The following is a 22559-nucleotide window of genomic DNA, read 5'->3' on the forward strand; positions in this document are numbered from 1 at the left end:
CCCAAGGGTGAACTTCACGGAAACCGCAAACTCCTTGCCGGATTCCGCCCTACCCTCACTCCGCTTTGCGGTCGAAATACAACGCACCCGTCGGGCAAGCCGCGATGCAGCGTTCGGCTAAATCCCCCATCCCCTCGTCATAGCTGCCGTCAAACGGAACGCTCACACGCACGTCGAACCCGCGACCGACGAAGGACAACCCCAACGCGTCTTGCGACTGCGATGCGATTTGAATGCACAATTCGCATTTAATGCACTTACCGGGCTCAAACAAAACGTTGCCGCCTCGGCCGAGAACCTCGTACACCCCCTGTCGCGTCCCAAACCGGTTCGGGTCGGCACCGTATCGAGCCGCATAGTTCTCCAACCGACAATCCCCATGTGCAACGCATCCACACGACAAACATCGATCTGATTGCTCGGCAACCTGCTCATCCGAATAGTCATCCGACGTGTTGGGTGTTTGCACGGGCACCGACGCCGCCCCGGCCAAGAATTGTTTCATCTCTTCCGTCGCGACTCGCCCCAATCGCGATGCAAACGGCTTCGGCGGTGCCGTGACTTTCTGCCCCGACAGGAATTGATCGATACACCCGGCGACCTCTTTGCCATCCGCCGCGCTTCGCACGAACAAACATTTCCCCCTGACCGCGCAGCCGGCCGCGAACACGTTTTCACGTTTGGTTTGATAAGTCTCGCGATTGATCTCGATTCCGCGACGCGATCCATCCACCGACCACTCGTCCGACATCTTCACCGCATCGGCACCCGACGCGATCAGTACCACGTCATGCGAATCCACTAGTTTTTCAAACGCCTCACGCGAGTCGACCGGGGTCGCGGTCTCAACTTGCACGTCCAACCCGACGATTTGTGCGATCTCCGCATCGAGTGTTCCCCGCGGCAGCGTTTCTGAATCGGTTTCCCATCGCAGTCGCCCACCGAGCTGTACAGTCGCCTCGATCAACCGGCATGCGTGGCCGCGTTGACGCAAATAATACGCCGCCGACAATCCCGTCGGCCCCGCACCGATAATGGCAACACGTTTCCCTGAGTCGGCGGCGCACTCCGGCGCAAAGGCGTGTTCTGAAGCGAGGTCAGCATCGGCGGCATAGCGTTTGAGTTCGCAAACCGAGACGGGATCATCCGCCGAACTGCGACGACATCCTTTCTCGCACGGCTTCGTGCAAATCCGCCCCAGCACCGCGGGGATCGCAATATCGCGTTTGATCGTCTCGATCGCGTCATGTAAATCGTGATTACCGAGCTGCCTGAGCATCAGTGGAATGTCCATGTGTGCCGGACATGCAAAGAAACACGGCGCCAAACAATCGCCGACGTGATCGCTCAACAACAATTCGAGAGCCGTTCGCCGGGCCGCATGAACTTCCGCCGTCTCGCTGTCGATCTGCATCCCGTCGACGATCTTAGTCGCGCACGAGGGAACGAGTTTTCCGCTTGCCCGATCTCGAACCAAACAGACCTGACACGACGTTGAAGGCAGATAGCCCTTGAGAAAACACAACGTCGGTATCTCAATGCCCAACTGCTCCGCCGCATCCAAGACGGTCGTGCCCGCGGGAACTTCAATTGTTCGTTCGTCAATCGAGATCTTAGGCATTGGTTCTTCTCACAATTTCCACGGCGTTTTCAGGACACACGACGCGGCAGGTATCGCACGCCGTGCAGAGGTCGACATCGACGACATGTTTGGCGTATGGCACCGCGGGGATCGCGTCGACGGGACAGTGCTGCGCACACAACGTGCATCCAATGCACGCGTCGGTAATGTGATAGGCGATCAGGTTCTTACACTTGCCCGCCGGACAATGCCCGGCCAAGTGTGCTTCGTATTCCTCACGGAAATAACGCAGCGTCGAGAGCACCGGGTTGGGGGCCGTTTTCCCGAGCCCACACAAACTGCCACTTGATACGCTTTGGCACAAATCTTCGAGTAAATCCAAATCGCCTTTCTTCGCCTCGCCCCCACAAATCCGTTCCAAAATCTCCAACATCCGCTTCGTACCGATTCGACAATACGTGCATTTGCCGCACGATTGATCTTGGGTGAAACGCAGGAAATATCGCGCGATATCGACCATGCAATCGGTATCGTCGAGAACGACCATCCCACCGCTGCCCATGATCGCACCGACACTACTCAGTGCTTCGTAATCAACCGGCGTGTCTGCCAAACTCGCCGGCACACAACCGCCCGACGGGCCTCCGATCTGAACCGCCTTAAAGCGACGACCGTTTGCAACACCACCGCCAATTTGATTGACGATCTGGCGAATCGTCACCCCCATCGGAACTTCGATCAGTCCGCCGCGTTGAATTTTGCCCGCCAAAGCAAAGACTTTGGTTCCCTTGCTCGTCTCGGTTCCGAACTTGGCAAACTCATCGCCGCCATGTCGCAGAATCCATGGGACCAACGACAACGTTTCGACGTTGTTGATCAGCGTCGGCTTCTCCCACAATCCCGATTCAGCAGGAAACGGAGGCCGCAGCCTCGGAGTTCCCCGGCCGCCTTCGATCGAATGGATCAATGCGGTCTCTTCGCCACAAATGAACGCGCCCGCCCCTTCTTTGACCGAAAACTTGAGCGAATAATCGCTTCCCAAAATGCGATCGCCTAGCAACCCCGCCGCTTCGCACTCCGCGATGGCATGGCGAATCCGCTCGACAGCGAGAGGATACTCGGCGCGAATATAAAAGTATCCCTGGTGAGCCCCCACCGCGACGGCCGCAATCGCCATGCCCTCAATCACGCGATACGGAAACGACTCCAAGATCATGCGATCCATGAACGCGCCCGGATCGCCCTCATCACCGTTGCAGATGACGTACTTCGTTTCCGCATTCGCACCTCGCACCGTACGCCACTTAATCGCAGACGGAAAACCGGCGCCGCCTCGACCTCGCAAACCGCTGCGCTCAATTTCCGAGATCACCTCGTCGCTCGACAATTCATCCAAGCATCGCTTGAGTGCCACGAAACCTTCATGGCGTTGGTATTCGGAAAGGTCCAAGGGATCGATGTCGCCACACGATTCCGTGGCGATCCGCTTCTGCGGCCCCAGAAACTCACACACCGGGCCTTCTTTCGGCGACACGGCTTCGACGCTCGATTCGGCACCGTTTTCACGGCCATACAACTCCGCAACCATCTTGGACCACGACGTTCGCATTCGCGACACGATTCCGGTCGGCTGATAGTTTTGTAAAACGATTTCTTCAACCTGCTCGGGCTGCACGTGACAGTACAACCGGCTGGTCCCGTCACCTCGGATCGTCTCAACCAGCGGCGTTTGATGACACATCCCGACGCAACCGACCCGTTTCACTTCCGCCGCAGCCCCGATCGATGTCACGACCTCTTGGACCTTGTCGAACACCTGACCGCTGCCCTGGGCAACACAACACGAACCGAGTCCAACGCGAATTTCCCCAACCGCCGAACCGCTCGTCGAAAAATCACGTTTCCGCAAATCACGACGCGTGGACTTCACCTCGCTGCCTCGCCTGGCAAACCCACGAATCGTCGAGGGAACACTCTGCGGAGTCAATCGTCCATACGTGGCATCGTCGATCTGCACGACGGGAGCCAGCGTACAACAACCCAAACAGGCAACCGGCTCGATCGTAAACTGCCCCTGTTGATCGGTATCCTCTCCGGGTTTTAAACCCAGGTGCAGGGCAATGGCTTCTTCGATCAGATCCGCACCCTTGACGTGACAGGCCGTGCCACGGCAAACCTGGATCGCGTGCCGGCCCATCGGGCGATGACGAAACTGCGTATAGAACGTCGACACGCCAGTGATCGCCGAGGGCGTGATCTCGGTCAATTCACATACCCGCTGCAACGCCGCATCAGGCAAATAGCGATACTTCGTTTGAATCGCTTGCAAGATCGGAATCACCGCTTCCGGACCGCCACCGTGCACCGCAACCGTCTGATCGACGAACGCCAAATCGATCGCTGGCGACGCGATCACCGTAGTGTCGTTGACGACCTTCTCAGCGCTGCCTACCGCCGCATTCATGATTCACCGATACAGAAAAGATGTTTTTCGCCGCGAACATAAATTCGTCCGTCCAGAATCGCGGGGCTCGTCACGCATTTTTCACCGAGATCCGCCTCCGAAACGGTTTCGCATGCCTCCTTCGTCGTCGCCACGATCCAGCACGCACCGGATTCCCCAATCAATAAAACTCGATCACCGATCTTCGTCGGCGACGACTTGAACCCGTCATCAAAATCTTGCTCCCAAACCGGGTCACCACCTTCACCGATGTCATAGCTGGTCAATGTTCCAAATGACGCCAACATCAAAATCATGTCGTCGACTAACAGCGGGCTGGTCGTATCGGGAGCACCAAAATCGACTTGCCAAATGATGTGTGTGTCCGTGACGTCGCCACTGCCACCGAGCCGGATTGCCGCACCACCGGGCACCTCGTTGCAGACATACACCACGCCATCACGCATAACCGGCGACGGACCGACATCCTGATAGAGTGCATCACACCGCCAGATTTCTTCGCCGTCGCTCGTGCGATACGTGATCACCCACGGGTTCGCGCACGTGATCACTTGCGACTCGCCCTCGTACTCGATCACCAGCGGCGTCGACCAGGAAGCGGGCACGTCACGCGAAGTTTCCCAGATCGTCTCCCCGGTTCGGCCATCGAGTGCAATCAAACGTGATGACGGTTCGTCTTCCTCGCCCTGGTCCAATTGAATCAACACGCGTTCCTCATCCGTCACGAGCGAAGAAGCGTGCCCGTACGGATTGTGAGGCGTACCGAATGATCGAGTCCAAACGATCTCGCCGTCAAAACCCATCGCGACAATGTCGCCGTGGGCGAATATCGCGAAAACACGCACGCCATCGGTCGCCATCGTCGGTGCCGCAAACCCCGTGTCGTCATTGACTGTCAACTCGACCGGCTCACCTCCGTCATCCTCCGGTGCAGGCAGAGGCACATCCGTCTGCCAAACCAACGCTCCGTTCGCGGCGTCAAAACACGAGACCGTGCGGCGTTCCTCCGTCGCACCACTTAGAAATACACGATCCCCCCAAACGATCGGAGAATTGGTTCCCGGCAAGTCCACGGGCGTTTTCCACAAAATCCCTTCGCCACTCGCCCCATCCCACGTTTCGGGAATCGACGTCGACTCCACGACTCCCATTCCGTCTGTGCCCCGGAACCGCGTCCAAAACTTGCGTTTCTCATCGAGCGTCGGCAACACCTCGGGATCGACAACCGCTGGTTCCACGTCCGGCATCGAAGGCTCGGTTGCGCCAGCGTCCTCCAGCTCCTCCGACTCGACATCAAGCCCCCGCGTCGCGACCATCGCAACATCATTTGATTCAGGAAACAATGCCGCCAGATGCGTCGCGTCGGGCGGCAAGACACTGCGATCAGAAACAATCAGCCAACTCGAAAACAGGAACACGCCCACCGCAAAACCGCCAACCGCAGACAGCGATTGCAAACTCATGATTCGATCGGGATCATCCACATCCGATTCAAATTCCGCCAATTGCGGCGGTTGTCGCCGCAGATTCGCGACCACTTTGGCGGACGCAATCGTGACGAACAGGCTGCCCAACAACAACCAACTGGCGGCCCCCATGAAGGCACGTCGATCGAAATACTCGGTGCGCAGTTCCACGTCGAGCGATCGGATCTGGTTCGCAATCGCGGCATGGACCGACTCATCGCCAGACGCCTCGCGTAGCGACTCCTTCAACTCGACAAACTCCGGCGTCACACTCGGATCCACCACCCGCCCGGCGAAACTCGCCAACATCGCGACCGCGACCACGACGGAAAAGACAGCCGCGATACTCGAAATGCGGACCCAAGTCCGGTCATTTTGCATCAGCGATCCAAACGACGGTTGCTCGCGGCCACTCATGTGATCTGCACCAATTGAGAGGGCTCCGTCGGACCGGTGGTCGGTGTGACCCCGGGAGCTTTCCCATCCGGCACCGGGCAGTACCAGAAACAACGACCGCACGAAACACAGTTCTTCGTGTCAGCCCGATAGTCCGCGTGAGGACGACGAACGGCCAGCGACACCAACTTGACACTGATCACCACACCGATCCACGCCCCCAGCGCCACGCCGAGCCAACGGAAACGCTCCTGGGTAACGAGCACCTTTTCGAGCAACGCACGCTCGTCACGTCGGGCGTTTCGAAACGCTTCACTCGCGTCGGTCGTCGTGGCGGTCAGCCCCAACGTTTCCATCCGCAACTGTTCGGCGAGCTGAACCTCCGGATCCATCCGAGACAACGGCCCACGCATCATCGCCCCCAAGCCCGCGAACGCGACAACGATCAGCGGCGCCGCTACAAGGAGATAACCGAGTCGTCTACGGCCTCGCGAAGCCTCCACGGGAGTCGCCCGCGACACAGGTGATTCGATTGCACCATAAGGACACGCCTCCGAACACAATCCACACGTGATGCACTGCGTCGGTGGAATCCGCACATGGAATCGTGAGAACCGCGAAAACACCGACAACACCGCACCGTATGGACACAAGTACCGGCAATAGGGACGCCCGACAAAGACGCCGACCAACAACAACACGCCACCGGCGATCATCATGTTCGCGTTACCACCGAGCCGAAAAAATCCGACAAACGGGTCATAGCGGCAAATCAAAAAGGCGGTTCCTGTCGCCGAAAAAATGACCGCCGCCCCCAGATAAATCCACGTCATCAATCCGAGCGAATGATCCACCCATCGAGGGACTTGCACGTTCTTGACTGACACGAACTCCTGAATCGCTCCGAGCGGACAGACCGCCGCACAAAATGTTCGCCCAAAGAACAATGTGAATAATAACGGCAACAAGAAAAACGCGACGACTGATAACGGAATCACATACCCGTTGTCGAAGATTGCGAGTGCCACGTTCTGCGTCGCACCAATACTGCACACGCACCCCTGGCGAACAAAACCAAACCACACCAACGACGCAAATGACAACAGGAACAAATGCCGACGAGACCGCGTGACCAATGCGAAATAACTCGCCAGCGACAACGCCACAACCAGAATCGCGACGTCGAGATACTCCCACGCCAGACCGCTGCCGCTGGGAACCTGAGTGGTCGGTATCGAGTGCGAACTAAAGTCAGGCGTCGGAATCAACTCACCCGATACGATCGACGAATGCAGCCCCACCAGCAACGCCAATAACGACGCAAAACTCCATCGCAGACGACCGCCAAACGGATTCGCGACGGTGTGTCGCCCCCAACTCTCACGGACAGAACGAACCAAGCGTTTCATCGCATTGTCACCGTCCGCATCAACTGCTCGACCGGATCATCGTCGGAGCGATTTTCGTCACCGAGTTTGTTCTCATAGAGTGCTTGCGCCTGTGCTTTGACAAGGTATGGTTTCTCCGCCGGCACCCGCGTGTACGCCTGCGTCGGACAGACTCTCGCGATCGCACACTCGTTGCAATTCACGCATCGATCGTGCATGACCTGCAGGTACAGCGACCCGTTCATCAACGCGCATCCTTTGACGCACTTACCGCAACCGATACACGCCTCCTCATCGATCGTGTATTGATAGAACCGCTGGCCCGCTTTGTCTTCAATGAATTCGCGGACCACCGCCGCCGTCGGACACAATTGGTTTTCCGCCGCTGTATTCACATCGTGATAGTTCGTGTCGAGGTACCCCGTGCAGATGTCGCAGTAACCACACATATCAAAACACTGCACACACTTGACGGCTGACTCATCGAGCACGCAGTAGGTCGAACAGTGACTGCAACCGACGCATTTATCGGGATCAAGTTGCCATCGTGTTTCGCCCGCCTCCCCATGTCGCCCAGCTAAGAATCCACCGAGGGACCCCAACGCGATCGCACCGGCAACCCGAGTTCCTCGTACCAAAAATTCTCGCCGACCGGCAATCGGCAGCGAAACATCAGCGGCGGGAGATCGCCTGTCAGACACGATCGGCTCCCTTCTTCGCTGCCCGATTTTGGGTTGCCTGCTGTAGCGCCGCTCTTTCGAGTGTCTCTCTTTCCAACATCGCCGCCGGCAAGACACAACGACTGATTTGCATGCAATCTCGGCATGTGGTGAGTGTCTGAGAACACCCCGCGCGCAACCGACGACGCGTCAGCACCCAAGCAACGACAGCGATCACCAGGCTCAGCGACCATCGCACGCTCGTCTCGATCCATTGCCGACGGTTCATCTCCATCGCTCAGATCGCTTTCTTTTGAGTGCGGATAAATGTGCGAATTTGATCGGCCGTCGGATCGAGCACCAAGATGCGTTGCTCGTCGTCGACCGCGATGTCAAAAACGTCCCCGCTCAAAACTTCGTCCCCTCGACTTTGACGGCGCAGCAACTGCTCCGTGCCGGCCACAACGCTCTGCAACTTGCCCGAGTCGTCATAAACCTTGATCCGCGGGATGCCCTTTTCCGAAGTGACAAACCGTCCACCCGGCAACATCGCGATATGGGCTGGGTTACAACACCCAAAGAAATCTTCCATCCCTGAACCGGCTTGCCCCCAAACCGCCTCGCGGTCACCGTCCACCGAATACGTCTCCACCCGACGAGCCCCTGGGTTCACGACATGGACCAATCCGTTGTCCTCCGCCACCACGTCGAAGTAGCCACTCGGGACGACAAACTCAGCACCAATCACCCCCGTCTGTATCCCGTCATCATCAAATACGATCACGGTTTGATTCCCCGCATCGGCGACATAAACGTTTTCATTCGTCAACGAAATTGATGTCAACAACGGCAACTTACCGACCACATCCCAACGTGCAATCGATTCACCGTCGGCTGAGAAAATTTCGATCGCATTATTTCCCGCGACATAAATACGACCGGCCTGCGGATGATCCTTTCCCGCCACCGCCACACAACGGGGTTTCACCACCGGTGCCAGTGTCTGCAATACCACTCCTTCGGCATCCAGAACCCAAACGCTCGACTCACCGCAAACAACCATGTCACCATTCGGCGACACCGCGAACGCATGAGCATCCGACAATGGCAACGCGATCGGTGCCGCCTCGGAGTAGTGCAACAGCGGTTCGGCAATATCCGTATGCCTCGAAACATCCAACGCAAAACTGTTTTCTGATCTCGTCAACGACTCCATCCGCATCACAACGACCGACACACCACCGAGAATCAAAACGGCGAGCATGATCCACAACGGAGCCAACACAGATCCTGGATTTCGATAGTTCATAGCGAGTCCTCACTTTTTTCAGGCGTTTTCGCGGCCACGTTTAAACACACCAATCGAGTCATGTCACGAAGCAACAGATTCCCGTCAACGATCGCCATCGGCCCCCATGCATCGTGACCATCTTCAAACACCAGATGGCTGGCAAGTCTTCGATAACCCGACGCGTCCGCTTCCGCGATCGTTAATTCGCCGAAGTTACTCATCATGAACAACAAACCGTCCGCGATCAGATACGGCCCGTGTCCAAATCGATCCCGACCACTGTTCCAGATTTCTTTACCATCGATGTCCATGCAAACCATGGGACCACCTCCCCGTTTGCGAATACCGAACAGATGCCTTTCGAACAGAATCGGGGTCTGTTGTTCGGAATTAAATTCCTTCGGAGTGAATTTCCTTTCGACACTGACATGCGTGCCGCTTTCATCAACACGTAGTATCAACGCGCCGGTGTCGTTGCCGTACCCGCTGCAAACAAACACACGCCCATCAGGCAAAATCACTGGAGAAGGCGCATGAGCGAACTGCACCGGCCACTGCGTGGTATCCCACAACACGCTGCCGTCAGTGGCATCCACGCCAACCACCCCACCGCTGCCGCAGTACACATACGTTCGTCTCCCGGCATGCTGCATCACCGCAATACTGCCGTGCGTCATCTCCCAGCCACGCGGGTTTTCGGCCCGCCAAAGCACTTCGCCTGACTCGGGCCTGATCGCCACCATCAGCGCCGCGTCTCCCGGAGCAACGATCAATTTTCCTTGATCGATCAGCGGACATTGCCCCGCATACCACCGCGGAACGGTTGTTTGATATTGCGCACGCAAATCCATCAGCCAGCGGTTTGCTCCCGTCACCGCGTCCCAGCAGGCGAGATGGCATTGCGGCCCGAGCGTAATCACGCAATCTTCGAATAAGACCGGAACCGTCCGCGTGATGCCATGGTTGCGAGTCACCGCAACCGGGTAACCGTTACTCCAAATCTCCCGTCCGTCGTCGAGCGAAAGACAACGCAGCACATCGGCTTCGGCGGCCTCGTCGTAGTCCAACACATAGACACGTCCGTCGCGAACAGCGGGACTCGCGTAGCCTTCGCACATCGCAACCTCCCAACGCAGCGGCGGTCCGCTCGCGGGCCACGATCTCGCTAACGGTATCGAATCAGGGCAAACGCCATCCCGATTCGGTCCTCGAAAACCTGGCCACTCCCCTTTGATCTGAGAAGCCACACCCGTTCCCACAACAGGTTCCCCCGCGACAGTTGCTTCATAGGGCAACCGGTTCGCGGTAACCAACACTCGAGGCGTCCCGTCCATTCCCGGAACGCGCATTTCAATCGGCATTGTCGAGCGAGTAAAGAACAAACTCAACAACAAGAAAACGGCCAAGACAAAGACCGCTGCGGAAATGGTTCTATCGACCGATGAAGGCATCATCGTACGTCACCGAAGTCTCCTAGTGCGGAAAGCGAAAGCCGCCTCCCTGGAAGTAATCGATTATGCGCGAGACCTCTACGCATTCACTACAGATGAATCGGCGCCAATTGACGCACACGGTTACAAGACACCGTAAATCACGATGTTTCTGAACCGCCTCGCGACGATCCACCGCACGAAGTCAGACCTCAAATTCCCTTCCCAGCCCCCTCGCACCCTCCGTGGGTAACACTGTCCTGCCTGACGCTTCCGCATGCAAACTCAACAAGCCGTCACGAGCGCTTCGTCACGCACGTTCTCGATTGGGAGCCGCGATGTACCTTTTTGCTAGCTGGACAGCGCCACGTTCTGGCAGACGTATTGGAGTTTTCGACGTTCCGGTAGCGGGCCTTCTCCGAAGCTCCGGAAGCGGGTAACGCCCGCAATCCTCGGTCTCGGGGGACATTGATTGTTTTAGTGCTCTTTTTAGCGGAACGGCGCGAACCGTCCGGTCTCGAGTCACCGGACGGCGCGAGCCGTTCCGCTACTTTTGAAATCCCGCAGTAATTAAATCAACGTCCCGAGAGACCGAGCTACGTGAAACGTGACGCTGTCCAGCTAGAGGTACGATGGTAGCGGCTGGCGCAATCGTCGCCGCCCTTTCGGCGCTTCGTCACTCTTCAACGAAACTCTTGAGTCGGCTCAGCGCATCATCCCATTGCTGTGAGATCGCCACGAGCGACTGAGCCGCTGACTCCACCACCTTGGGTTCGATTTGGAAGAGGTTCTCGCGTCCTCTACGAACGCCTTTGACCAAGTCAACCGCCTCCAGAACATGGAGATGTTTCCGGATCGCTTGACGAGTTTGCGGACGTCCTTCGGCCAACTGCGTGATGCTACACAAATTGCCTCCACCCAACTGGACCAGCAACGACAACCGAGTCTCGTCACCGAGCGCAGCAAACAAGGACGCGTTTTTCGTAAACGTTCGTTCCGGTTCCGTACTAGCTGACATAGCTTCTAATTACTTTTAACGAGACAGACCCAATCACCACCACCGGGCCGACGCCACCGACCCAACAAACGACCTCGCACATTTCCGCAACCACTAAGTTGCATATTGACAGAGGGCGGGATACAAAGTCAAGCGAATCGAAATTTTGTTCGGCCCATGTCGATTGCGGCGTGCGCCGTTCGACTAGATCTCAAACCGCTCAATTCCCCGCCCGTAAACACCCTATCAAGGAGGCCCCCTTTCATGTTTGCAAAGCCCCAAGCCGAACACCAATGGCTCGAACAGCTCGTCGGCGAGTGGTCATTCGAACACGACTGCCAAACACCGGATGGAGAATCCATGAAATCATCCGGGAAAATGACATGCCGCATGTTGGGAGGCCTTTGGGTCATCTGCGAGAGCAGTGGCGGATCGAGCGCGGATGATAAATGGTCGTCCATCATGACACTCGGTTACGACGCAGCCAAAAAACTCTACGTCGGGACGTTCGTCGGCTCGATGATGGACAACATCTGGCCGTACCAAGGTGTCCTCGATGAATCCGGAAAACGACTACCGCTCGATTCCGAAGGGCCCAAATTCGACGGCAGTGGCACGGGGAAATTCCGCGACACGATTGAAATCGTAGACGAAAACAACTGGCGGATGATCAGCGAATTGCAAAATGATGACGGCGAATGGACGAAGTTCATGCACGGACACCACACCCGCGTCTAACCGACCGAAATCGCAAGACACTCCGCCTCTTAATCTCTCACATCATACCCCTTCCCTCTTGGTGAAACTTATGAAATGCAATCCGATCGTATGGTTTGAAATCTATGTCGACGAAATGGCGCGAGCAACCAAGTTCTATGAGACCGTGCTCGACCTCAAACTTGAGAAACTCCCCACCCCCGTCGACAACTTAGAAATGATGGCGTTCCCCGCATCGATGGAAGCTCCCGGCGCATCAGGTGCGCTCTGCAAGATGGAAGGATTCAAGTGCGGCGGAAGCGGCACGATCGTCTATTTCAGTTGCGAAGACTGCGGGGTGGAATCCTCGCGAATCGAAGCCGCCGGTGGAAAGGTCCACATGCCCAAGACCGCCATCGGACAGTACGGATTCATCTCGCTCGGAGTCGACACCGAAGGCAACGTATTCGGCTTGCACTCGCAAAAGTAGAAGACTCCACCCTCAAAGGTCGCGGGCCCATCAATCGGAAACACTTCATGAGCAACGCAGTTGAACTCCATCGCGTGTTGCGAGCACGTGACGAACGCGTCTACCGCGCGTTCCTCGACGCTGCCGCGCTTGCCCGGTGGCTCCCGCCGTACGGTTTTGTTGGGGCCGTCTATGAGATGGACGCCCGCGTCGGTGGCGGGCATGGAATGTCATTCACGAATTTTTCCACCGGCTCGAGTCACTCGTTCAAACGACGATTCGTCGAACTGACTCCCTATGCTCGCCTCGTATACACCGACCGATTTGACGATCCCGGCTTGGCGGGTGAGATCAACGTCATCGTGACGCTTCGGCCGGTCGTGTGTGGAACCGAATTGCAAATCAAACAATCTGGAATCCCTGATGTTATCCCCGCCGAAATGTGTTATCTCGGTTGGCAGGAATCGCTCACGATGCTCACGCATCTGGTCGAACCAAACATTCCCGATGGCACGTGAGAACTCGGGCGTAACTTCGCCCCAACTCCACCTTCAGGCCGATCGACTCCCCACTCATCACTCGAACCGTTCCCATGAAATCCTCCAAGACAGTTATTACCGGTTGGGCCCTCAGCGGATTGCTCGCCGCCTTCCTTTGCTTCGCCAGCGCGAGCGGCAAATTCACTGACTGGGAGGGCAAAGCCGAGATGTTTGGACACCTCGGATGGGAAGAGGGCGTGATGTTCACAATCGGTATCGTCGAAGTCGTCATCGCCATGCTGTTTCTCATCCCGCGAACCGCGTTCGTTGGCGCAATCCTTCTGTCGGCGTACCTCGGCGGTGCCGTCGCGACTCACGTTCGTGTCGGCGATCCCTTTTTCGTCCCGATCATCTTTGGCGTGATCGCGTGGATCGCGTTGGGACTGCGGGACCCCCGCGTGTTCCAAATCGCGTTCCGCTCACCAAGCGAACCGACTCCGGCCACGAGCAATCAAGCGCCCCCGCTCACGACTGATTAAACCGTCACCTCAGCTGCCATCCTGCCGCTAGGAATCTCATCGATCTGTGAGAGCCACATAACTCAGACGCGTTCCAGCTTTACCGGCGTCGTACGTTCGCCGTTCCACTGGCAAACGTAAACATTTTCATCCTCGTCGATGCAGACATCGTGTCCGTGATAGAACGTCCTTGCCTCGTCTTGCTTGACCGGTTGCAGGATCCCGTTCTCATAGACCGGCTGCTCGCCGCCGGGGCACGAGACCACGCGATCATCCTTGTCCATCACCATGGTGAATCCAGACTGATAGAGCCACGGCTTGGGAACATTCACCTCCGCAAAGTGATGGCTCCAACAAACCCCGGCATAAACGTACTCACCATGAATCACCGGCCGGCAGATCTGTAGGTTGGCCAGTGACACGGTCTTGAGCCACTTGCCATCAAGCGAAAAGTACTTGAACGCTTTCTGGCCGCGACTCGTCACGATCAGCTTGGGGTTGGCCGGATCACGCCCATCAAACGCAACCCCGTGGGCATTGGCTAGGTTGTAGTTTTTGTCATCGTTGTTGCGCCCACCAAACTTCTGGATGAACTTTCCGTGCTGGTCATACCGCAGGATAAAGTCCGAACCATATCCGTCGGCGATGTAGATATCACCGTTGGGTGCCACCGCGGTCTCAGTGGGCTGAAATAGCATCTCAGGTGTATAGGCACCGACTGTCATCGGGTGACTGATCGTAAAAAGCATTCGTCCGTCGATCGTCATCTTGGCGACATATCCGTTCTGTCGGACCATCGTGACACCATCGTCGAGACTGCGAACCCAGCCACTCTCGCTGACGAACAGGACGTCTTCCCCACCCTCGTCGACCAGCGTCAGTCCATGGCCGCCGGGCCAGTACGTCCCCCAGCTATCTAGGACTTTTCCGGACTTGTCGAACACGATGATATTGTTTCGCGGGTCGTCACCGATCATCACCAAACGGCCCTTCGAGTCCTGCACCATCTCGTGGCAGTTATCGATATGGAGTCGAAACGGATTGACAGTTGCCCAATCTTTATTGACGCGGTAGCGAAAGTCCCCATGCCCGATCAGAGCTTTACCGGCCCCAGTCTCATCGGCCACTGCGTTCACCCAAGCCGAAGAGTGAGCCAACATGGCGGTAGCTGCAGACACAGCCACGCCAGACTTGAGAAATGAACGACGGTCGGACATGGGGATACCGATTGCAAAGGGGAAGGAAACAGAGACCTAAAACGGCAAAATGGCGACGCAAGAATACCACACTCTTGCACGCTTAACCTCCCGAAATCCCTACTCCACAAAACCAACTCACCTATAGACTTGCAACCCTTCTTTCGCACTGTCACAAACAAGAACGTCGTTATCGGGACGGGCAAGCGGGCGGTGGACTTGGAACAATAAACAGGTAGCCAGGAACCTTTCGGACGATTCGCCGTTTGGCGCTAACCACAGCTCCTTGCGTTCAACCCCGGTGGGTGCTTGGTCAGCATTCAAGCTCGGCGTGGGACCTGACGGCTAAGAGGATCCTACCCGTCCGAACGCGTCGCGGACCAAACCTCACCACGCCGATTCATTCCGACGATTCGCAAGTGAACCCGATACAATCGCGGCTTGTCTGCTCTATCAACAACTGGCAATCGACAAGCACAAGATTTTGGGGAAGAGACCATGGCCTATCTGGGATGGATGTTCGCGGGGGTGATGCTCGGATGGGTGCTGGCATTCTTGGTTCGCACCAAATCGTTCATGATCATGAACTCGTTTGGCAATGATGAACAAGACGGTTCACAGCAATTGGTGGCCCCCTTGCTCAAGTCCCACTTTCACCCGACTCCGACCTCCCAAATCACAATCACGGAACGTCGATTCCCGTTTCGCATGCGTGCCGATCTGCAACGGACCATCGACAAGCTATTGGGTAGCGAGATCACGGTGAAGCATTTTTTTGGCGTCCGTTGCGAGTACTCTGCCTGCGCTCCCACGCTAACGGATTGCATCCTAGAAAGCATGAACAACCCGACGTACTCGGTTCCACCCGAGTACGAAGAACTCGACATCGGTGACGAACAGCCGCTGCGAGTTCTCAAGAACGGCTTGTGGCTACTCGAAGCGGAAGAGGTTCGCTTTGCCGTCATGCTTAGCCCGTGCGGCCAGTTCGGCGAGGTTTCGGGAATGCAATTTCAAGTCGGCTCCCCACTATCTCAGAAAGGCAGCCAGATTGCCCAGCGTTTTTTCAAACAACTCGAAGACGCCGTCGCTCGTGGCGAATCGTACCGGGGCAAAATTCTGTCGCTCGAACAGGCGGAACATTCGTATTCGGGTGAGTCCAACGGGATCACCGTACACAAGCTCCGTGATGTTCGTCGAGAAGATGTGATCTTGCCCGCCGAGACGCTGACGCTGCTCGAACGAAACGTCGTCCAATTCGCCCGCAATCGTGAACGACTTTCTCAACTGGGCATGTCCAAAAAGAAAGGGATCCTGTTCTACGGCCCTCCCGGAACTGGAAAGACCCACACGATCCATCACCTCGCCGCATCACTCGCAGGACACACGACGATCTTGATTTCGGCAGAACAGGTCGGCTTGCTGGGCGAATACATGACGCTGGCCCGCCTGCTGCAACCCAGCATGGTGGTGATGGAAGATGTAGACTTGATCGCGCGGGAACGCACCAAGATGGAGAGCGTTTGCGAAGAAGTCCTGCTCAACAAACTGCTCAATGAAATGGATGGCCTCAAGGAAGACGCCGAGATCTTCTTTGTGCTCACGACCAATCGTCCTGAGGCACTCGAAGCAGCACTCGCATCTCGCCCCGGACGAATCGATCAAGCGATCGAGTTCCCGCTTCCCGACGCGGAAGGCCGGCGAAAATTGGCCAACCTGTACGCGTCCAAGGGGCTGCTGGACAACGGGCTGATTGATGAAGTTGTTCGTCGCACCGATGGAGTCAGTGCGGCATTCATCAAAGAGTTGATGCGTCGGTCGTCGCAGTTCAGCATCGAACGAGACGCAGACTCTCCGTTGACGCATGCCGACTTGGATTCGGCCTTGGACGAGATGCTTTTCAAAGGCGGCACGCTCAACCGCAAACTCCTCGGAGCCGGTCAAAACCAAAGCGAATCATGAACACTTAGGTTTCAAGTTTTAAGCCAACCAACCATTAGGCTGTCGGCACCATCCCAAAGAGATAGCCCCTTGGAACGCACACGTTATCCCCCACGATGAAAATGTGGCCGAACGCTCTGCGGTTGGAATCCTGACCCACCGACCGCAGAGCGTTCGGCCACAAACTTGCGATTAATCAGTGGATGTCACCACTGGTTGCACCTGATGCAGTCCAAGAGGGTCAAAACACGCCGTTTCTGTCCCTTCCTGACCGAACCGGTGACGACCGAATCGAGCCATCGGAACACGAAAAAACCCCGCAAAACACTAGGTTTTACGGGGTTTGCGGGAGTGGGCGATACAGAACTCGAATCTGTGACCTCCACGATGTCAAAATTCCTCTGACACACGCTGTTTAACACGGTTTTTGCTGGAAAAACCCGTCAATTTCGACAATTCCAATCGTATCCTGCTGCAGCGTTCATTGCAACCAATGGCGATTATTGCGGTATTAGCTCCCTCGATTAGGCCGTATTGCAAGGTTTTTTAGGTAGGCCAACTCACTCGCAATGAGCGTCCTCGCGAACATGGGTTGTGTGCGGCGAGGACGTCTGCTGGATCACGAGGACTGCCCAGAAAACCTACAGGAATTGCTCGCTATCGAATGGGACCACCCGAACTGCGATTCGCCGGAGCACCTACTGCGGGTCAGTCTGCGGTGGCACTAAAGCGAGTTTGCACGAGTGCAAAAGCGGTTGAACGAGGCGGTCGAGGTCGCGGAGCAAGCGTTCGCGGACGAACTGTCGAAACTCGGGGACTTAGCTGATCGCCTGGCAGATGAAAACGACGGTACACCTAAGGTGATCCGGTCCTCTACCCCCTCTACACGAAGTCGCCAACGTGCTCGACGACGCTCTGCGCTGTAATCGTCCAAACGTAAAGCATCTTGTCATCGGTGACAGCAATGATGGTTGAGTGACCAAACCCAAGATCCTATACCCCGCGTCTACGACAGCTCTGGTGTACGGTTACAGACTAACGTCGGTGCCCATCTTCCCATTCCTTTCTGCTCCGGCGTCGGCCGCCGGAGTAGGCAACTGGTAAGCCGAAACCCGCTTCGGTCTCCGCCACCGACGGCACAAAGCGAAGCTCGCAACTCCGTTCGGTTTGTCCAACCGACCGCAGTTGAGAGCGAGGGAGTGGAGTTGCCTTAGGGTAACTTACTCGTCCTTCGTCTTCGATAGTTCGGAGGCAATCTGGCTCGCGTCGCTACGTTTCGCACGCTCTCGGCAATCGCTGCCGATGATGGGAAACAGCGTCGACCCGTATTGATGCGAGGAGGTGCCAAAATGCGTTTCCCGCTAGTGGACTACGCGGTTGGCGGACGTCAAAAAGATGAGCCACTGGAACAGCCGTGGGCACTTCTTCGGGACGGCGGCTGAGGCGATGCGACGAATTCTTGTAGATCAATCCCACTCACGTTTTTCACGCAGTATGCTGCAAACCAAGCGATTTCCAACTTGCGCTGATTTTCCTTTGAAATTGGCAATCGAATGCCAACGTGCCAAAGGAGCAAGGGGATCAACAAACAAGCAGTGAAGATTGGGCCAACAACAACGGGTAGACTATGCAATCGGAATCCGAATACTTCGTGAAACCACGGAGCAAGTTCGTATTCTTGCATCATCAATCCTTGTCCCCGTCGAGATCGATCCGCTGAAGCGCCATTTGATAGGTCTTCGCCAATCTCTGATCGGACAAGCCTTGCTTGAGCGTTGGCACTGCCGACTTGGCGTGCTGCCCCAGATGTCCCAGCGCTATTGCCGCCTCGAGTCGAATGTCAACTTCTTCGTCTTTCAGTGCAACGTTTAGTGAAGGGAGCAATTCTTCAGCAAGTGCCTTCATCACAAGTTGCTTCGTTTGAAATCGCGTACGGATGGATGTCTGCCGAGCGATTTCAGACAACGCACGGACAGCACTAAAGCGAGCTTTCGCACTAGACGATTCCAACTGCGTGATGGATGCGGCTACTAGTCTTTCGGTGCCACCGTCGATGCGGTTTATTGCGACTAGTGTATTGCTGTGATACCCCTGACGGTGAGGCATATTGGGGTCCAAGAATGAGTCGAGGAGGCTCTTCAATGCGTGCTTATCGCTCGGTGTTAACAGCACGGTTAATGCCGTCGCAGCGCCTCCGCGTGTATCGTAATCAGAAGCTTTAAGTAATTCAATTAAAGCAGGGATATCCGCGTTGGCGGATGGGCCGATATTGGCCAATGCCCGGCCAATATCCCCTTGGCTTCCACGTCTGCCGTCTTGCAATGATCGTATTAGCGCGGGGGCAGCCACCACTGCATCCGGACCGATGCTGCCCAGGGCACTAGCGACTGATTTTCGAACCCAATAATCTTGGTCATCCAGAACATCCGCCAGTGAACGCGCAGCCGCTTCCCAATCAGCTGCCACTAGATCATCGGCCGCGAGAACAGCAAGCGACCGTGCGGCATTGCATCGAACTCCGGCGCTCGCATCCTTAAGTGATGCAAGCAGGGCTGGTACGACGCCGTCTTTTCCATAACCAATGGCATCGAGAGTCTTGACCACCCTATACATTAAGTCGGGGCTGTAATGGGTTACGGGGCCTCGTTGCTCGGTGAGCATTTCAATCAAATTGGGCACAGCCGCTTTCGCTCCGGGTCCAATTTTACCAAGTGCGTCGACGACATAATAGACATTAGCGCTATTTCCTTTCAGGTTCTCCATCAGCTTTGGAACGGCAGGTTTGGCCTTGGGTCCGAGTTTTTCGATCGCGTGAATCGCTTGGTAACGCAGAGACGGATCATCCAGAGCGTTGCTCAGTTCAGGGATCAACCCTGCCGCCACTACTGGCGTGACGTTGGCAACATCAATCGCAGTTCTCTGGACCTTCGCATCGGGATCTTCAAAAGCCTGTCGCATGATTGGGGATACCGAGTCCGAATCGGCGTATCGAAAAAGAGAAATGACTGCACAACGGGTCGCGGAATCCCCGTCGCGAAAAGCACGACTCAACCACTTCGAAGCAGCGTCATCAAGTTCATTAGGAAAGAGTTGTGGATCAAGCGTGATGAGTTGAGGTTTTTCAACAGAACTCAGTAGATCAATGAGAGGTGGGATCATGGCTTGATATCCGCCGATTCGCCGGATCGAATCAAGATAAACTTGGGCTTGAAAAGCCCAATGGGACTGCTGGTCAGCTGCTGACGTGACTAGTTTCTCGAGCGTTGGGAGAGCGTCTTTGGCAAGCGGTCCCATCTTGCCGAGCAATGTTGCGGCCACAACGCGGGCATCCTGGACGGATGAATCCAAATGCTCACGAAGTTCCGACACGAAGACGCTGTCAGCTGGAGTAATTATCTCCTGCAACGCTTTCGCAGCAATGCCGCGGATTCCGCGGTCCTCGTGAGCGAGCAAATCGATCAGTGTTCCCTTCGCTCGTCCGCTCTGTGCATCGATCGCGACGATCGCGTGTATCGCCGCACGTTGCACAATAACCTCGTTGTCGTCGAAGATATCAGTCAGCGTTGGAATTGCCGCTTTCGCGTCGGTTCCGATCTGAGACAACATCTCGACAGCTCCGATGCGAAGATGGACGTTTTGATCTTCGATAACTTCAATCAGAACCGGAACACTTGGTTTTCCAATCTTGACGAGTGCTTCGGCACAGAAAGCCTGGACGGGATCCGATTCTTGTTTGGATCCACGTTTTTTCCAGAGTTGAATCAGTTGGGGTACGGCTTCTGGCGATCGAATCACACGACAGTTCTGGAGAAGCTCACGTCGATTCCAAACGTTTTCTTCCTCGTCAATCATTTTGAGCAGCAATGGCACCGCGTCGGGTGGAATGGGGCCAATTCTTCCCAGCGTAAGCATCGCCTTTGAACGCAACTCGCTATTTTCAAGTAGCTTTACCAACATGGGTGTCGCTGCCTCTGCCCCTGGCCCGATTTTGCCTAAGGTGAAGATCGCCGATTTTCGACATAGCTCCGAACTCAATGCGTTGACTAATACGGGCACAGCGGACGCCGCGTCGGGGCCGATCATTCCAAGGGCTTGAATGGCGTTCTTCCGGAGTTCTTTCTTGTGACATGCTTCCACTAACAGTGGCACGACTTCTTGCATATCCGTTCGCATCATGCCGAGCAAATAGATCGCGTTCGTTTCCGCTCTCACCCCGTGAGTGCCATCCAATTGCGTGCGTAGTCGAGGAATTATGACCCTCCCAAAAATCTGTATTAACTGTTCACCATTCGGCGGCAAATTCCGGGTGAGAATCGCATTGTCCAAAATTGCGTTAGCTTCTTGCGAAAACACCTCGAGTCTGAACGCGGCAGCAGCAGCCTGCCAGTGTAATCTATGGACTGGCTCGTCCAACGATCTCTTCAATGCGATTCGAATCTCGGGAGAGTCGATTTGCGTTTCGCAGTCACGCAACCATTCCAGGCCGATTGATCGTACGGCGTCCCGTTCATCGTTCAGCATTGCTAACACTGCTCGCTTTGCAGCGTCGATGGGCACATCCGCCTGCCGTTTTAAGAATGCCTCCGCAGCCGCGAATCGCACGCGTGGATCCTCGCCGCGGAGCAGAATACCCAAGGCGTCACACACGCCTCGGGTATCGGCTATCGTATTAACAGCAAGTAGCTCTATCAACTTGAGTCGCCGGGTTCCTTTAGGAATATAACTTCTACTTGGAGCCGGCTTCGTCGCGTCGATTGCCTCGACCAAAATCATCGGACCTTCGGCTGGCCGAATACTCAGGATCGCGTTCGCTGCAGCGGTAGAGATCCGATCATCACTGCCCGACACAAATCGCCTACTTAAAACGGGCACCGCAGAGTCCGCCTCTTTTCCAATTTGGCCCAAAGTGTTCGCGGCCGTTGGCATCACATGGCCATTCCCGTATTCCGCCAATATGATTAACGTTGTGATCGCTTCTTTACCATGTCCCTTTATCGAGTCGATCAGTTCAATCCGTTTGGCGTCATCCTGAGATTCATAAGTTTCCACGATCGCTTGGAGCAATGCGATGACCCAGGAGTCTACGTTATCTCCGTTAACTCCTGCTTGAAGTTTCTCTAATGCAAGCTGCGTCTCCACAACGGAGAAAGATGGATCCTCTGCATCAGAGATTCCAAAGCTTGCAACCCAAATCCAGCCGGCCAAAAAGCCGTACACGACGCGTGAATGATTCATCTCGTCTTGTCCACTGTGTTGGATGTCAATCGAATGGCAATTGCGGAGAGAGTCAGTCCCATCTTCACTTCAAGAGCCCGCCTTCGTATTGATGCGGCATGCTGTTGATACAAAATTGGCTCGTCGAAATATAATTTCCGAAATGAATGCGTCGCGTACGTATCGGCGACCTTCTGCCTTATGTTAAGCGAGGGTGACTACAACGAACAGCCACAGGGGCGGCTGTCGCCGGGGTCAGGATTGGTTTTCGGTTTTCAGCTTCTTTCGTCTCGCAAATGCCGATCCGAGTTAAATGATTAAGGGAGCGGCTCTCGCCACTGCATGCCCCCAACTGCAATCCGTAAACCACGTCGGT

17 protein-coding genes are annotated in these 22559 nt (G+C 55.8%); 6 read left to right on the forward strand and 11 right to left on the reverse strand.

Annotated features, from left to right (window positions below; translation table 11 throughout):
• Nucleotides 1-55 precede the first annotated feature (55 nt).
• The 9 genes from NB063_RS19040 to NB063_RS19080 all read right to left on the reverse strand — a co-directional run bounded on the left by NB063_RS19040 (nt 56) and on the right by NB063_RS19080 (nt 11694).
• Nucleotides 56-1621 carry a 2Fe-2S iron-sulfur cluster-binding protein gene (locus tag NB063_RS19040; protein WP_250930350.1) on the reverse strand — a complete coding sequence of 522 codons (1566 nt, stop codon included), beginning with the start codon at nt 1619-1621 and terminating at the stop codon, nt 56-58.
• On the reverse strand, nt 1614-4046 hold the full coding sequence (locus tag NB063_RS19045) for an NAD(P)H-dependent oxidoreductase subunit E (protein ID WP_250930351.1): 2433 nt from the start codon (nt 4044-4046) through the stop codon (nt 1614-1616). Before NB063_RS19045 ends, NB063_RS19040 begins: the two co-directional genes overlap by 8 nt.
• Nucleotides 4043-5929, reverse strand: coding sequence for an outer membrane protein assembly factor BamB family protein (locus tag NB063_RS19050; RefSeq protein ID WP_250930352.1), 1887 nt, complete (start codon nt 5927-5929; stop codon nt 4043-4045). Before NB063_RS19050 ends, NB063_RS19045 begins: the two co-directional genes overlap by 4 nt.
• Entirely contained in the window at nt 5926-7317 is a 1392-nt protein-coding gene (locus NB063_RS19055) for a 4Fe-4S binding protein (RefSeq protein ID WP_250930353.1), read from the reverse strand. Before NB063_RS19055 ends, NB063_RS19050 begins: the two co-directional genes overlap by 4 nt.
• A complete protein-coding gene (locus tag NB063_RS19060) occupies nt 7314-7997 on the reverse strand; it encodes a 4Fe-4S dicluster domain-containing protein (protein WP_250930354.1) in 684 nt (227 codons plus the stop codon). Before NB063_RS19060 ends, NB063_RS19055 begins: the two co-directional genes overlap by 4 nt.
• On the reverse strand, nt 7990-8244 hold the full coding sequence (locus NB063_RS19065; protein ID WP_250930355.1) for a hypothetical protein: 255 nt from the start codon (nt 8242-8244) through the stop codon (nt 7990-7992). Before NB063_RS19065 ends, NB063_RS19060 begins: the two co-directional genes overlap by 8 nt.
• A gap of 9 nt (nt 8245-8253) precedes the next feature.
• Nucleotides 8254-9264, reverse strand: a complete 1011-nt coding sequence (locus tag NB063_RS19070) for an NHL repeat-containing protein (RefSeq protein ID WP_250930356.1) — start codon at nt 9262-9264, stop codon at nt 8254-8256.
• Nucleotides 9261-10607 carry an outer membrane protein assembly factor BamB family protein gene (locus NB063_RS19075; protein WP_250930357.1) on the reverse strand — a complete coding sequence of 449 codons (1347 nt, stop codon included), beginning with the start codon at nt 10605-10607 and terminating at the stop codon, nt 9261-9263. Before NB063_RS19075 ends, NB063_RS19070 begins: the two co-directional genes overlap by 4 nt.
• A gap of 745 nt (nt 10608-11352) precedes the next feature.
• Nucleotides 11353-11694, reverse strand: coding sequence for an ArsR/SmtB family transcription factor (locus NB063_RS19080; protein ID WP_250930358.1), 342 nt, complete (start codon nt 11692-11694; stop codon nt 11353-11355).
• 243 nt (nt 11695-11937) lie between these two features.
• Between NB063_RS19080 and NB063_RS19085 the strand changes: the two genes are divergently transcribed.
• The 4 genes from NB063_RS19085 to NB063_RS19100 all read left to right on the forward strand — a co-directional run bounded on the left by NB063_RS19085 (nt 11938) and on the right by NB063_RS19100 (nt 13856).
• Nucleotides 11938-12411: a DUF1579 domain-containing protein gene (locus NB063_RS19085; protein ID WP_250930359.1), complete on the forward strand. Its 474-nt coding sequence runs from the start codon at nt 11938-11940 to the stop codon at nt 12409-12411.
• A 70-nt stretch (nt 12412-12481) separates the two neighbouring features.
• Nucleotides 12482-12859, forward strand: coding sequence for a VOC family protein (locus NB063_RS19090; protein ID WP_250930387.1), 378 nt, complete (start codon nt 12482-12484; stop codon nt 12857-12859).
• 47 nt (nt 12860-12906) lie between these two features.
• On the forward strand, nt 12907-13356 hold the full coding sequence (locus NB063_RS19095; RefSeq protein WP_250930360.1) for an SRPBCC family protein: 450 nt from the start codon (nt 12907-12909) through the stop codon (nt 13354-13356).
• 74 nt (nt 13357-13430) lie between these two features.
• Nucleotides 13431-13856, forward strand: coding sequence for a DoxX family protein (locus NB063_RS19100; RefSeq protein ID WP_250930361.1), 426 nt, complete (start codon nt 13431-13433; stop codon nt 13854-13856).
• A gap of 62 nt (nt 13857-13918) precedes the next feature.
• Here the strand turns inward: NB063_RS19100 and NB063_RS19105 are convergent, their stop codons facing one another.
• The gene (locus NB063_RS19105) at nt 13919-15052 is read right to left on the reverse strand and encodes an NHL repeat-containing protein (protein ID WP_250930362.1); all 1134 of its coding nucleotides are present in this window, start codon (nt 15050-15052) and stop codon (nt 13919-13921) included.
• Between the two features lie 477 nt (nt 15053-15529).
• Between NB063_RS19105 and NB063_RS19110 the strand changes: the two genes are divergently transcribed.
• Both NB063_RS19110 and NB063_RS19115 read left to right on the forward strand, forming a co-directional pair.
• The gene (locus NB063_RS19110) at nt 15530-16990 is read left to right on the forward strand and encodes an AAA family ATPase (RefSeq protein WP_250930363.1); all 1461 of its coding nucleotides are present in this window, start codon (nt 15530-15532) and stop codon (nt 16988-16990) included.
• A gap of 1374 nt (nt 16991-18364) precedes the next feature.
• Nucleotides 18365-18568 carry an ECF-type sigma factor gene (locus tag NB063_RS19115; RefSeq protein WP_250930364.1) on the forward strand — a complete coding sequence of 68 codons (204 nt, stop codon included), beginning with the start codon at nt 18365-18367 and terminating at the stop codon, nt 18566-18568.
• Nucleotides 18569-18655: 87 nt separating this feature from the next.
• Here NB063_RS19115 and NB063_RS19120 read toward each other — a convergent pair whose 3' ends face one another.
• Entirely contained in the window at nt 18656-22204 is a 3549-nt protein-coding gene (locus NB063_RS19120; protein WP_250930365.1) for a HEAT repeat domain-containing protein, read from the reverse strand.
• Nucleotides 22205-22559: the final 355 nt, after the last annotated feature.

The organism is Aporhodopirellula aestuarii (genome assembly GCF_023701485.1).
Lineage (GTDB): Bacteria > Planctomycetota > Planctomycetia > Pirellulales > Pirellulaceae > Rhodopirellula > Rhodopirellula aestuarii.

Coding starts and splice junctions, on each gene's coding strand:
- NB063_RS19080 (WP_250930358.1), bottom strand. CDS start 11,694: ATGTCAGCTAGTACGGAACCGGAACGAACGTTTACGAAAAACGCGTCC.
- NB063_RS19105 (WP_250930362.1), bottom strand. CDS start 15,052: ATGTCCGACCGTCGTTCATTTCTCAAGTCTGGCGTGGCTGTGTCTGCA.
- NB063_RS19070 (WP_250930356.1), bottom strand. CDS start 9,264: ATGAACTATCGAAATCCAGGATCTGTGTTGGCTCCGTTGTGGATCATG.
- NB063_RS19050 (WP_250930352.1), bottom strand. CDS start 5,929: ATGAGTGGCCGCGAGCAACCGTCGTTTGGATCGCTGATGCAAAATGAC.
- NB063_RS19110 (WP_250930363.1), top strand. CDS start 15,530: ATGGCCTATCTGGGATGGATGTTCGCGGGGGTGATGCTCGGATGGGTG.
- NB063_RS19040 (WP_250930350.1), bottom strand. CDS start 1,621: ATGCCTAAGATCTCGATTGACGAACGAACAATTGAAGTTCCCGCGGGC.
- NB063_RS19065 (WP_250930355.1), bottom strand. CDS start 8,244: ATGAACCGTCGGCAATGGATCGAGACGAGCGTGCGATGGTCGCTGAGC.
- NB063_RS19120 (WP_250930365.1), bottom strand. CDS start 22,204: ATGAATCATTCACGCGTCGTGTACGGCTTTTTGGCCGGCTGGATTTGG.
- NB063_RS19100 (WP_250930361.1), top strand. CDS start 13,431: ATGAAATCCTCCAAGACAGTTATTACCGGTTGGGCCCTCAGCGGATTG.
- NB063_RS19095 (WP_250930360.1), top strand. CDS start 12,907: ATGAGCAACGCAGTTGAACTCCATCGCGTGTTGCGAGCACGTGACGAA.
- NB063_RS19075 (WP_250930357.1), bottom strand. CDS start 10,607: ATGCCGATTGAAATGCGCGTTCCGGGAATGGACGGGACGCCTCGAGTG.
- NB063_RS19055 (WP_250930353.1), bottom strand. CDS start 7,317: ATGAAACGCTTGGTTCGTTCTGTCCGTGAGAGTTGGGGGCGACACACC.
- NB063_RS19090 (WP_250930387.1), top strand. CDS start 12,482: ATGAAATGCAATCCGATCGTATGGTTTGAAATCTATGTCGACGAAATG.
- NB063_RS19045 (WP_250930351.1), bottom strand. CDS start 4,046: ATGAATGCGGCGGTAGGCAGCGCTGAGAAGGTCGTCAACGACACTACG.
- NB063_RS19085 (WP_250930359.1), top strand. CDS start 11,938: ATGTTTGCAAAGCCCCAAGCCGAACACCAATGGCTCGAACAGCTCGTC.
- NB063_RS19115 (WP_250930364.1), top strand. CDS start 18,365: ATGAGCCACTGGAACAGCCGTGGGCACTTCTTCGGGACGGCGGCTGAG.